This window comes from Pseudomonas sp. 478, from assembly GCF_003254125.1.
Lineage (GTDB): Bacteria > Pseudomonadota > Gammaproteobacteria > Pseudomonadales > Pseudomonadaceae > Aquipseudomonas.
The window spans coordinates 254,623-266,675 of sequence record NZ_QKZG01000003.1; the positions used below are offsets into that span (position 1 = coordinate 254,623).

Consider the following 12,053-nt stretch of genomic DNA (forward strand, 5'->3'; position numbering starts at 1 on the left):
AAAACGCTCGCCGATGCAGACCTGTAGGAGCACGGCTTGCCGGCGATGGCGTCCTTGAAAACGCTATCGCCGGCAAGCCGTGCTCCTACAGGTTAGCGCTGAATCAACCTGTCGAGCCCATCCAGCAATCGCTGCAACGCGCCCTGATTGGTGCGCATGACTTTCAGCCCCGCCTGCGCCATCCGCTGCGCGTCGCGCGGCAACTCGAACAGCCGCTGCACCGCCAGCGCCAGACCTTCGGCATCCTCCACTTCCTGCAACGCCCCGGCACTGCGTAGTTGCGCGGCGATTTCGAGGAAGTTAAACAGGTGTGGCCCGCTCAATACCGGTTTGGCCAGAGCCGCCGGTTCCAGCAGGTTGTGCCCACCATTCGGCACCAGACTGCCGCCAACAAAAGCGCTGTCGGCCAAGGCATACAGAAACAGCAACTCACCCATGGTGTCGCCCAGCAGCACCGAAGTTTGCGCGGTGACCGGGTCGCCAGTGGAGCGACGGACCGTGGCGAAACCCTGTTGCCGACACAGCTCGAACACCGGGTTGAAACGCTCTGGATGGCGCGGCACCAGAATCAGCAACGCATCGGGATGATTGGCGAGCAACTGGCGATGAGCCGCCAGCACTACTTCGTCTTCGCCTTCGTGCGTACTGGCCGCAATCCACACCGGACGCTCCTGCGCCTGCCATTGCGCACGCAACTCGGCGGCACGCTGAAGCAGTGCCGGGTCGATGGTCAGGTCGAACTTGATCGAGCCGGTCACTTCCACGGTTTGCGAACGCGCACCCAAATTGCGGAAGCGCTGGGCCTCGGTCTCGGTCTGCACCGCGAACAGGCTCATCTCGGCGAGCATCGGCTGGGTCAGTTTGCCGAAGCGGCCATAGCCCTTGGCCGAACGCTCGGACAGTCGCGCATTGGCCAGGGCCACGGGAATCCCGCGCCTGGCGCACTGATGAATATGGTTCGGCCAGAGCTCGGTTTCCATGATCACCGCCAGTTTCGGCTGGACCCGATCAAGGAATCGCTTCGCTGCGCAAGGCAAGTCGTAAGGCAAATAGCAGTGCTGGATGCGCGGTTCATTGGCGAACAGCGCGTGGATGCGCTCCGATCCGGTCGGGGTCATGCAGGTCACGGTAATGGGCAACTGTGGATAACGTTGCAGCAAGGCGCGAATCATCGGCGCCGCGGCAATGCTTTCGCCCACCGACACCGCGTGCACCCAGATGCCGCCCGTTTTCATCGCCGGTAACCCGAGGGAGAAACGTTCGCCAATGCGCTTGGCGTACGCTGGCGCCTTGCGCGCCCGCAGCCACAGCCGAATCGCTACCAGTGGCAGCCCCAGGTAAAACAGCGCGGTGTAGAGAGTTCTATTCATGGCGGCGGAGTTTATCGGCTTTTTTCACCGATCGTCTGCAAGTGCACGGCAAAACGTTCCGCCAGCCAACGAGCCGCCGGCCCCAGTGGCTCATCGCGGCGCCAGACCAGCTCCACCACCAGCGCTGGCGGGGTCCATTCACTGACCAGTTCAATCATTAGGCCCTGATACGCCGGATACTGCACCACGTGGCGCGGCAGCCAAGCCCAGCCGAGGCCGCGCACCAGCCATTCAGCCATCACGTAGAAACTGTCGGCCCGCCAGACTTGCGGGCTGGCCGGTTCGCTTCCGGGATAGACACTCGACTGTGTGGACATCAGCAACTGACGATGCTGCGCCAGTTGCTGACAATCGACCTGAGCCTGCTTCGCCAATGGATGCCCGACGCCGCACACCGTGACCATTTCAACGCTGCCCAACACCCGCCGCTCGAGCGCTTCGGGAATCTGGTCGTGATAAAACAGCAACCCCAGATCGGCCCGACGCTCCACCAGTTTTCGCGCGACATCGCCCTGGGCGGCGCTGGTCAGCTGCACTTCAAGGCTGGGAAATTGTTCAGCCAGGGCTTCGAAGCTTTCGATGATCGGCTGATAAGGCATCGCCTCATCCTGGGCCACACGCAAACGCGCCTCCTGGCCGCGCATCATGGCCAGCGCCCGACCGTTAAGGCGCTCGCATTGACGCAGCACTTCCCGAGCCTCATCCAGCAACGCGTTACCGGCCTCGGTGAGCTTCGGCTGGCGGCCGCTGCTACGGTCGAACAGGCTGACACCCAGATCCTCTTCCAGCAGCGCAATCGAACTGCTGACCGCCGACTGCGCCTTGCGCTGATCCCGCGCTACCGCAGAAAACGAACGCTGCTCCGCTACGCTGACAAACAGCCGCAGCTGCTCCAGATTCCATTGCGTGTTCATGGCTCAACCCATCTCCATAACAGATAGGTAATGACTTTACCGCATCTGGTGAATCTCTAAAATGCCGACCTCAGAAAGCAACACTTCACACGAGGATGCACCCATGACCGCTTACTACTACCTGGCCATTGCCATCTGCGCCGAAGTGATCGCCACCGTTTCGATGAAAGCGGTCAAAGGCTTCAGCACCCCGCTGCCGCTGATTCTGGTTATTGTCGGTTATGGCATCGCCTTCTGGATGCTCACGCTGGTAGTGCGCAGCGTTCCGGTGGGCGTGGCTTACGCGGTGTGGGCCGGCATGGGGATCGTGATGGTCAGCGTTGCGGCGCTGTTCATCTACGGGCAGAAACTGGATGTGCCGGCGATGATGGGGATGGCGCTGATCGTATTGGGCGTCGTTGTCATCCAACTCTTCTCCAAAACCGCCGGGCATTAAGCGCGCATCCAATCCACTGTGGGAGTGAGCCTGCTCGCGATGGCGGCAGAGCATTCAACATCAATGTTGATTGATCCACCGCTATCGCGAGCAGGCTCGCTCCCACAGAGTTTTGCATTCGCCGCGTTGATCGCCAGCAAAACCTCCAATCTTCGAGTCTGTATACTGCGCCCTCGTCTTGAACACTGAGGTCGCTGCATGCCATCCGTTATTTCCACCGACGTTCTGATTGTCGGCGCTGGTGTCGCCGGCCTCTGGCTGAATGCGCGCCTGCGCCGCCAGGGTTTTTCGACAGTGCTGGTGGAAAGCGCCAGCCTCGGTGGCGGGCAAAGCTTGAAATCCCAAGGCATCATCCATGGCGGCGCCAAGTACGCATTGCATGGCGCCTTGACCGGCGCCTCGGAAGCCATCGCCGACATGCCTCGGCGCTGGCGCGAAGCCCTGGCCGGTAACGGCGAACTGGACCTGACCGGCGTGCGCCTGCTGTCCGAAGCCCACTACCTCTGGTCCCCCGGCACGATCGCCGGCAATCTCACCAGTTTCTTCGCCAGCAAGGCCGTGCGCGGCCGTGTCGATCAGGTCAAGGGCGAACAATTGCCGCCCGCCCTGCAAGACAAGCGCTTCAAAGGCAAGGTCTATCGTCTGGCGGAACTGGTGATCGACGTGCCGAGCCTGATCCGGCGCCTGGCCGATCTGGCGGGTGACGGCCTGCTTGCCGGTCAGAACATCGAACCGTTGCTGGAGGGTGGAAAACTGGTCGGCCTGAAGGTCGACGAGCGCGAGATTCGTGCCCAGCGCATCGTCTTGAGCGCCGGCGCTGGCACGGCAGCGCTGCTCGAAGCCCTGGGATTGAGCCAGCCCGCCATGCAACGCCGTTCGTTGCACATGATCATCGTCAAGGGTCCGGGGCTCAAACCGCTGTATGCCCACTGCCTGGGCGGCGGCACCAAGCCGCGCATTACCGTGACCACCCATCCGGCCGCCGATGGTCAATGGGTCTGGTACCTGGGCGGCGATATCGCTGAAGCCGAAGGTGTCGCCCGCGAACCCGCCGAGCAAATTGCCACCGCGCAGAAAGAACTCGGCCAGTTGCTGCCATGGATCGACCTGAGCACAGCGCAATGGGCCACCCTTCGAGTGGATCGCGCCGAACCACTGCAATCGGGACTGACCCGTCCTGACAATGCATTCCTTGCCGAAGAAGGCCGGCTGCTGGTCGGTTGGCCAACCAAACTGGCGTTGGCTCCGGACTTTGCTGATCGCGTCATTGCCTCCCTACAGCGCGACGGCATCCAGCCAAGCCATCCGGCGTCGCTGCCCGACCTGCCAAAACCGCCGATGGGCGTCCCTGCCTGGGAGCAATTGCTGCCATGAGCCAACCGACCCTGCACGATCTGCACCGCCCGTTGGGCAGCACCGGCCTGCTGGTTTCGCCACTGGGCCTGGGCACGGTAAAACTCGGTCGCGACCAAGGCGTGAAATATCCCAACGGCTTCCAGATTCCCGATGACGACGAAGCGCGCATGCTGCTCAAACTCGCGCGCGACCTGGGCATCAACCTGATCGACACTGCCCCGGCCTATGGCCGCAGTGAAGAACGCCTAGGTCCGTTGCTGCGGGGTCAGCGCCAGGACTGGGTGATCGTCAGCAAGGTCGGCGAAGAGTTTGCCGACGGCCAGTCGAGCCACGATTTCAGCGCCGCCCACACCCGGCGGTCGGTGGAACGTAGTCTGCAACGGCTGGAAACGGACTTCATCGATCTGGTGCTGGTGCACTCCGACGGCAACGACCTGGCCATCCTCAACGACAGTGAAGTCTATGCGACCCTCGCCGAGCTGAAGCGCGAAGGCAAGATTCGCGGCTTCGGTTTTTCCGGCAAAACCGTCGAAGGTGGTTTGAAGGCTCTGGAACAAGGTGATTGCGCGATGGTCACCTACAATCTGAACGAGCAGAACGAGAAGCCGGTCATTGACTATGCTGCTGCTCACGGCAAAGCCATTCTGGTCAAAAAAGCCCTCGCCAGCGGTCATGTTTGCCTGAGCCCGGGGGTGGACCCTGTTCGCGCCAGCTTCGAGTTGTTGTTTGAACATCCGGGTGTTGCCAGTGCTATTGTCGGGACCATTAATCCGCTGCACCTCGCCCATAACGTCGCGACCGTTGCCCAGGTCCTACGTCGAAACTGATGCCGCCCACGCGGCCTTAAGCAGGAGCCGACATGCCGCGTACGCTCATAAGAAAGAACCCGAGCAACTTCAAGACCCTGCCGTTATTCGTCGAAGCGACTCCCGAAGGCCTGAGTTATCAAAGCGTCGGGATGCCGCTCAATTTCTCCCAGACGCTGCAACGGCGCCGCCCGGTGACGGTCGCCGACACTCAGCGGTTTTCGCTTGAGCTGGCCAATCTCGGGGTTTCGGTGCGCCTGACCCTGCATTGGCAGAACCGCGATTACTGGGTGTTGGTGCGTCAGCGTCGGCAAGACCGCGGCGACGTGGTGCTCAAGCTGATCTCCGGCTACGTGCCCGCCCATGAGCTGAACCTGCCACTGCACACCGCGATTCAGGAAATTGCCGAAGAGTGCCTGCTGGAAACCCCGGAAGGCTGGCTCGGCGGTCGCTTCAATGACACTTGGCTGCCGGCACCCTACTCGTCCGCGCTGCATTACCGTGAAGCCCTGCCGTTTCGCCTGACGCCGTTGTCCGGTTCGGCGCGGCCGGTGCGTTGCGCCAAGATGCAGTTGATCGAACGCCCGCGGGCTTACGTGCATTTGCCGACGGCCTCGCTGCAATTGATCTATGACTTGCGTCTGGACGTGCCCAAGGAGGCCAAATCCCTCAGCCTGTTCCATGTCGACGAGCGACTGGAAGGCGATCAACTGGTGGCCCGCCTGGATCGAAAACGTCCCGATTTGTACTTGATGCCGCTGCAGGATGGCCAACCGATGGCCGAGCTCTACACCTTGAAAAAGGATCAGCTGTACCCGGCGAGTACTCGCGGGTTGTACCTGGCAGAGAGTTTTGCCCAGCAGGAAGGCTGGCTGGTGAGGGATGAGCGGATTCGCTGGAAGGATTGGGTGCAGCAACAGGGCTTGAGCCCGCCGGGGAAAGATTCAGGTTTGGCGCGGTTGCGTGGGAAGGCAAAGCAATTGCTGAAGAAAATCGTACCGCGGAAAAAAGTCAGCTCCTGATTGATCGTTCCCACGCAGACGCGTTCGACGTGGGAACGATCAGTGTTACTCGGACTTGCGGATCTTCTCGACAATCGCGGTAGTCGAGCTGTTTTCCACCAGCCCCAGCACTTTCACCGTTCCGCCGTAAGCGGTCACGATGTCCGCGCCGACAACCTGCTCGATTCCATAGTCCCCGCCCTTGACCAGCACATCCGGCTTGACCTCGCGCAGCAGGTTTTCGGGGGTGCCTTCAGCGAAGCTGATCACCCAATCCACGGCGCCCAGACCTGCCAGTACGGCCATGCGACGGTCGACGCTGTTGATCGGACGACCCGGGCCTTTCAGGCGGCTGACCGAGGCATCGTCGTTGACCGCAACGATCAAGCGATCGCCCTGAGCCCGCGCCTGTTCGAGGTAGGTCACGTGACCGGCGTGCAAAATGTCGAAGCAGCCGTTGGTGAAGACAATCTTCTCTTTATGCGCACGCGCATCATCGACCGCCAGCAACAGCTGCTCCAGGCCGAGTACGCCGCGCTCCGAACCTTCTTCACGCTGGATGGCGCGACGCAGCTCCGGTGCGCTGATGGCTGCGGTACCCAGTTTGCCGACCACGATACCCGCCGCCAGGTTGGCCAGGGCCACCGCGTGGGGCAGTTCTTCGCCAGCGGCAATGGCGGCCGCCAGGGTGGAAATCACCGTGTCGCCGGCACCGGTCACATCGAACACTTCACGGGCACGGGCCGGCAGGTGCAGCGCCGGATGATCCGGACGCAACAGGGTCATGCCGTGTTCGCCGCGGGTGACCAGCAATGCGCCAAGGTCAAGGTCGTGCATCAGCTGCGCGCCCTTGCTCACCAGTTCGTGCTCATCGGCGCAACCGCCGACGATGGTTTCGAATTCGCTGAGGTTCGGAGTGATCAGGCTCGCACCACGGTAGATCGAGAAATCCTTGCCCTTGGGATCGGCCAGCACCGGAATGCCACGGGCACGTGCCGCCTGGATCAGCACCTGATGGTTTTTCAGCGCGCCTTTGCCGTAGTCGGACAGCACCAGCACCTTGATCCCCTCGAGCAATTCGTCGACTTGCTCGCCCAACGCCAGCGCATCGGTGGCGAACGGTTCTTCGAAGTCGATACGCAGCAGTTGCTGGTGACGGCTCATGACCCGCAGCTTGACGATGGTCGGCTGGTGCGCGATGCGCTGGAACAACGCCCGTACGCCAGCGCCCTTGAGGCTATTGGCCAGACTGTCGGCGGCTTCATCGTCGCCGGTCACGCCGACCAGCGAGGCCGGTGCGCCGAGGGCGGCAATGTTCAACGCAACGTTGGCGGCACCGCCCGGGCGGTCCTCGATTTGCTCGACCTTGACTACCGGTACCGGCGCCTCAGGGGAAATCCGTGAGGTACCACCATGCCAGTAACGGTCGAGCATGACATCGCCGACCACCAAGACAGGGGCTTGATCGAATCGCGGCATGGACAACTTCATGGAGCAACCCACATACAAAATGAACAGGGGCGCGATATTAACACAGGGTTGGCGTGGGCTTGCGCATGGCATTAATGAGAGGATTTTTTGCGGCCGCCACCCCTCGGTGGCGGCCAGCGGGGGTCAGGCGATACCCGCAGTAACCGGCTCGTCCAGGCCCATCGCATGCAGGCGCGAGTAGTAGCCGTTTTGCGCCAGCAGTTGAGCGTGGGTGCCGCGCTCGACGATTTCGCCATGATCCATGACCAGGATCAGGTCGGCTTTCTCGATGGTCGACAACCGGTGAGCAATCACCAGTGTGGTGCGACCTTTCATGACCTGATCCAGTGCCGCCTGAATGTGCCGCTCGGACTCGGTGTCGAGCGCCGACGTTGCCTCGTCGAGAATCAGTAACGGTGCGTTCTTCAACAAGGCCCTGGCAATCGCCAGGCGCTGACGCTGGCCACCGGACAGCAACACGCCGTTTTCCCCGACCTGGGTGTCCAGGCCCTGCGGCATCTCCGCAATGAAGTCCATCGCGTAAGCATCCTTGGCAGCCTTTTCAATGTCGGCACGTGGTGCGCCGGCCAGGTCACCGTAAGCGATGTTGTTGGCGATGGTGTCGTTGAACAGGGTCACATGCTGCGTCACCTGCGCCACGTGTCGACGCAGATTGCGCAGACGATAGTCTTCGACTTCCACATCATCGAGCATGATTTCGCCGGTTTCGTGATGATAGAAACGCGGAATCAGGCTGGCCAGGGTCGACTTGCCGCTGCCCGACCGACCGACCAGGGCGATCATTTGCCCCGGTGCCGCCGTGAAATTGATGTTCTTCAGCACTTCACGTTCGGTCCCTGGATAGGTGAAGCTCAGATTGCGCACTTCCAGATGGCCGCTGACGCGATTGCGCTCGACGGTACCCTGGTCAATCTCGGGCTCGACGTCCAGCTGCTCGAAAATGCTCTCGGCACCGGCAACGCCTTTCTGAATTGTCGAGCTGACTTCCGACAGCTGCCGAATCGGCTTGGGCAGCAGGCCCGCCGCGGTGATGTAGGCCACCAGGTCACCGGCGGTGGCATCGCCGCGCAGGAACAGCACCAGGAACATCAGCACCGCCATCGCGGTGTAGATCACCAATTGCAGCATGGGCGTGTAGACCGCACCGGTCTTGGTCATGCGCAGTTGCTTGTCGGTGTTGCCCTGGCTGGCTTCGGCGAAACGACGCTCTTCATAGCTCTCGCCACCGAAGCTGCGCACCACGCGATAGCCCTGGATGGTTTCGGAGGCCACGTGAGTCACGTCGCCCATCGCCACCTGGATTTTCTTGCTCTGCTTGCGGAATTTTTTGCTGGTGCTGCTCACCATAATCGCGATGATTGGCAGGATCGCCAGCATCACCAGGGTCAGTTTCCAGTTCATCCACAACAGGTAAGCAAACAGGAACACCACGGTCAGGCCTTCACGAATGACCACTTTGATGGCGTCCGTGGCCGCCCCGGTGACCATGGTCACGTTGAAGGTGATGCGCGAAATCAGGTGCCCGGAGTTATGGGTGTCGAAATAACGGTTGGGCAATACCAGCAACTTGTTGAACAGCTCGACACGCAAGTCGTGGACCAGCCCCAACGATACTTTGGCCAGGTAATAGTTACCCAGGAACGATCCCAGGCCTTGCCAGGCGGCGATCAGGATGATCAGCAGCGGCACGGCCATCAGCAACTGCAAGTCTTTCAGGTAGGGAACAGTCGGGAAGAGCACCGCTTCAGGGTTGCTCAGACCATCGACGAAATATTTGAGAATCCCTGCGAGCATGGGCTGCGTCGAGGCAAAAATCACAAAGCCGACGATACTGATGGCAAACATGCCCCAGTACGGGCGCACATACGACAGCAGGCGCAGGTAAATCTTCAAGCTCGACGGCGCAGGCGAATCAGGGCTGGTCATGAGAACCCGTTGTATGAGAAAAGAGCCCGCGAGTGTAACACAGGCCATTTTAGTCGCTGAGCTGCGGTAACATGGCTGGCTATCCATGCCTCACGGCACCCAACCCGGAGTATTGATGCAAGCGCTTGATCACACCCGATATCTCGCCCTGCGCGAGGGAGCACAAGTCCTTGAAGCGGATGGTTCGGGGGACAAGGTTCTGCGGTTGACGGACGGTTCAATACTCAAACTGTTTCGCCGCAAACGCCTGCTGACGTCGGCCGCGTGGTACCCGTACGCCAAACGCTTTGCCGACAACTGCGATGCGTTGCGTGAACGGCACATCCCCTGCCCGTCGATTCGTCAGGTTTACCGTATTGCGAGTATCGAGCGCGATGCCGTGCACTACGATCCACTTCCGGGCCAGACCCTGCGTCAGCTGCTGGACATCGAGGGCGATGCCGATCCGTTACGTGGCCAATTGGGGGTCTTCATGGCCACTTTGCATGAGCGGGGGATTTATTTTCGCTCGGCGCACCTGGGCAACATCGTGCTCACACCCGAGCATCAGCTGGGCCTGATCGACATCGCCGACATGCGGGTGTATCGACGTCCGCTGCGCAAGACTCTGCGACTGCGCAACTTCAAGCATATGGTGCGTTACCCGCAAGATCGGCAATGGTTGCTCGACGGTCGCGGCGAAGTCTTCATGCACAATTATGGCCAGACCCAGAGCATCTGCTCCCCGGAGGAGCTGAGCGTCGCCCTGCAAAAATGATCTGAGCGCCTTCGCCTCCGGGGAGGAAGCGAAGGCCAGGCATTACGCCAGCGCGGGTTGTCGCGCCTTCAGCACGCGAGACAGGATCATCGCGGCGGGCAGCAGTACCAGTGGCCACAACTCGTCAGGGTTACCAATCAGCAAACTGCCATCGAAGTTCAGCATCACCAGCGCACACGCCAGGTACATACCCCACGCGTCGCGCAGACGCCAGGCCTGCCAAAGGGAGGCGGCCATCAGCGCGACGAACAACGCCAGAGCGACTCCGCCGCTGTACAGCCCCAGGGCTACGAAAATGTTGTGCGGATGCTGAATCGGCATCCAGCCATCGAGTACCTGGGTGGTGTGGAAGTTGATGCCACAGCCCAGTGCCCAGCCGCAGTGGCGCCACTCGCCGACCATGATATGGAAAATCTCGATGCGGTATGAATCACCTCGGTTCCAGAGGGACTGGTACCAGGCTTCGTTGTGCACCACCAGGAACAGCAGGCCTAAAACGATTGCGCAAATTGCCACCGCACCGCCTACCAGCCGCGGCTTGTGGTAAATGCCGTAAAGCACCCAGAGACTAAACAGGAACACAGCCCCCACAAACGCAGTACGCGTCTGCAGGACGAAGGCTACCGCGAACACCGACAAAACGATGGCCAGGCCAGCTTCGATGTACTTTCGCGTCTTGAGCCAGATTGGCAGCGCCAGCGCCAACGCACAGAACAGCCAAATGCTGGCGTAGATGACGTTCTCCAGGCGCGCCGGAAGCAGCGCCACCCGGCCGCCGACGGCGAACTCACCGGTGGCCCAACCGTAGAGCGCGCTGCCGAAAATGTACAACGTCAGAATCCAGAACTGAGCGCGAACAAACGCCGCACTGCGGAAGAACTGCGGATCGGTGAAGGCGCCGGCCACCATGATGAACATCAGTACATAGAAGACGTGTTTGTAGAACTGTATCTGCCCTGCAATCGTTGCAGGCACCAGAAACCATAGAATGAACGCCAGCCAACCCCACGCCAGCGGCTCCTTGAGCAAGCCCGCACCGCGTTCCTTGATCAGGAAGATCAGGCCCGGCAATACCATCAAGGCGTAGAACAGGTTGTTGGTCCACTTCGACGACCAGCCCACCACAAAGCTCAAAAGAAACAGACAGAGCACCGTTCCGAAATACGCCATGGTGTTCTTTCCTGGCTTCATGCCGCTAAATTCCATGTAGCACCCAACCTATTGCAAGACCCGAGATAAGAGCGGCAATCAGCTTCAGCCGTTCAAGACGTTTACGCCGTAATTTGTTCTCCCGCTCCTTCGGAACCACCACATGCTCACCGAAACCGGTGTGCAATACCGCGTCGTTTTCCAGAATCAACGCATAGCGGTTTTCGCCAGCGTACATACGCGACAGGTCTTTCTCCCCGGAAAATCCGGAATACGGTGCATGCAACAAGTAATCCGCGCGACGACGCAGCCCTGGATTAAAGGAAAAACCTTGCCACTCGGCTTTTTGCGAGCCCAGTACGTAGAAAGGAATGCCATGGCTGACTTTGCGCTCGTTCAGGAACACGTAAGGGCTGTGAACCATCAGGTCATGATTGAAGCTGCGCAGCCACACCTGCAGTGCCTGCGGATCTTCCTCCAGCAGGCATTGAGACTCTTCGATGAACCCTTCGCGGTAGAAGTCCCAGTCGTCTTCACAGTGGAAAATCCACGATGTCTGCACCTGAGTATAAGCGGCATCGATGGACCGCAACTGCCCCAGGCGTGGCTTGTTGATGAAGAACTGGGTATGCGCCCTCCAGTGCTCTGGAATACAGGCCTCTACGGCGCTGTCGCCGGAGTCCTCTGTAATGAACACCTTACGGATGGGAGCCGTGTTGAACCGGTCAAACGTCTCGAGGGTACGCTTCAACAGATCGAAACGACCGCAACTAGTGATTACAACCGAAATGTCGCTAGTCTCGCTGAACAGCATTTATTTGCACCGCACCATAGGTTGTTTAATCGC

Annotated in this window: 11 protein-coding genes; 5 read left to right on the forward strand and 6 right to left on the reverse strand. The window is 60.4% G+C overall.

What is annotated here, in order from left to right:
- Window positions 1-92: 92 nt before the first annotated feature.
- Window positions 93-1,370 (reverse strand): lipid IV(A) 3-deoxy-D-manno-octulosonic acid transferase, encoded by a 1,278-nt coding sequence (gene waaA, locus DFS28_RS08000; RefSeq protein WP_111449292.1) that lies wholly within the window; start codon window positions 1,368-1,370, stop codon window positions 93-95.
- Window positions 1,371-1,381: 11 nt separating this feature from the next.
- Complete coding sequence (locus DFS28_RS08005; protein ID WP_111449293.1) at window positions 1,382-2,284, reverse strand: LysR family transcriptional regulator; 903 nt, start codon at window positions 2,282-2,284, stop codon at window positions 1,382-1,384.
- A gap of 103 nt (window positions 2,285-2,387) precedes the next feature.
- Between DFS28_RS08005 and DFS28_RS08010 the strand changes: the two genes are divergently transcribed.
- The 4 genes from DFS28_RS08010 to DFS28_RS08030 all read left to right on the forward strand — a co-directional run bounded on the left by DFS28_RS08010 (window position 2,388) and on the right by DFS28_RS08030 (window position 5,904).
- A complete protein-coding gene (locus tag DFS28_RS08010; protein ID WP_008146221.1) occupies window positions 2,388-2,720 on the forward strand; it encodes a multidrug efflux SMR transporter in 333 nt (110 codons plus the stop codon).
- A gap of 198 nt (window positions 2,721-2,918) precedes the next feature.
- Window positions 2,919-4,094 (forward strand): FAD-binding oxidoreductase, encoded by a 1,176-nt coding sequence (locus DFS28_RS08020; RefSeq protein WP_111449295.1) that lies wholly within the window; start codon window positions 2,919-2,921, stop codon window positions 4,092-4,094.
- A complete protein-coding gene (locus DFS28_RS08025) occupies window positions 4,091-4,903 on the forward strand; it encodes an aldo/keto reductase (protein WP_111449296.1) in 813 nt (270 codons plus the stop codon). The genes DFS28_RS08020 and DFS28_RS08025 overlap by 4 nt, the downstream gene beginning before the upstream one ends.
- Window positions 4,904-4,935: 32 nt before the next feature.
- On the forward strand, window positions 4,936-5,904 hold the full coding sequence (locus DFS28_RS08030) for a metal ABC transporter ATPase (RefSeq protein ID WP_111449297.1): 969 nt from the start codon (window positions 4,936-4,938) through the stop codon (window positions 5,902-5,904).
- Between the two features lie 45 nt (window positions 5,905-5,949).
- On the opposite strand, the gene hldE is transcribed toward DFS28_RS08030, so the two are convergent.
- Both hldE and msbA read right to left on the reverse strand, forming a co-directional pair.
- Entirely contained in the window at window positions 5,950-7,374 is a 1,425-nt protein-coding gene (gene hldE, locus DFS28_RS08035) for a bifunctional D-glycero-beta-D-manno-heptose-7-phosphate kinase/D-glycero-beta-D-manno-heptose 1-phosphate adenylyltransferase HldE (protein ID WP_033055483.1), read from the reverse strand.
- A gap of 123 nt (window positions 7,375-7,497) precedes the next feature.
- Window positions 7,498-9,300, reverse strand: coding sequence for a lipid A export permease/ATP-binding protein MsbA (gene msbA / locus DFS28_RS08045; protein ID WP_165934023.1), 1,803 nt, complete (start codon window positions 9,298-9,300; stop codon window positions 7,498-7,500).
- A 115-nt stretch (window positions 9,301-9,415) separates the two neighbouring features.
- Between msbA and DFS28_RS08050 the strand changes: the two genes are divergently transcribed.
- Window positions 9,416-10,057, forward strand: a complete 642-nt coding sequence (locus tag DFS28_RS08050) for a toluene tolerance protein (RefSeq protein WP_111449300.1) — start codon at window positions 9,416-9,418, stop codon at window positions 10,055-10,057.
- Window positions 10,058-10,099: 42 nt separating this feature from the next.
- Here DFS28_RS08050 and DFS28_RS08055 read toward each other — a convergent pair whose 3' ends face one another.
- Together DFS28_RS08055 and DFS28_RS08060 are read right to left on the reverse strand one after the other, a co-directional pair.
- Window positions 10,100-11,248, reverse strand: coding sequence for an O-antigen ligase domain-containing protein (locus DFS28_RS08055; RefSeq protein WP_111449301.1), 1,149 nt, complete (start codon window positions 11,246-11,248; stop codon window positions 10,100-10,102).
- Between the two features lie 4 nt (window positions 11,249-11,252).
- Window positions 11,253-12,020: a glycosyltransferase family 2 protein gene (locus DFS28_RS08060; RefSeq protein WP_111449302.1), complete on the reverse strand. Its 768-nt coding sequence runs from the start codon at window positions 12,018-12,020 to the stop codon at window positions 11,253-11,255.
- Window positions 12,021-12,053 lie beyond the last annotated feature (33 nt).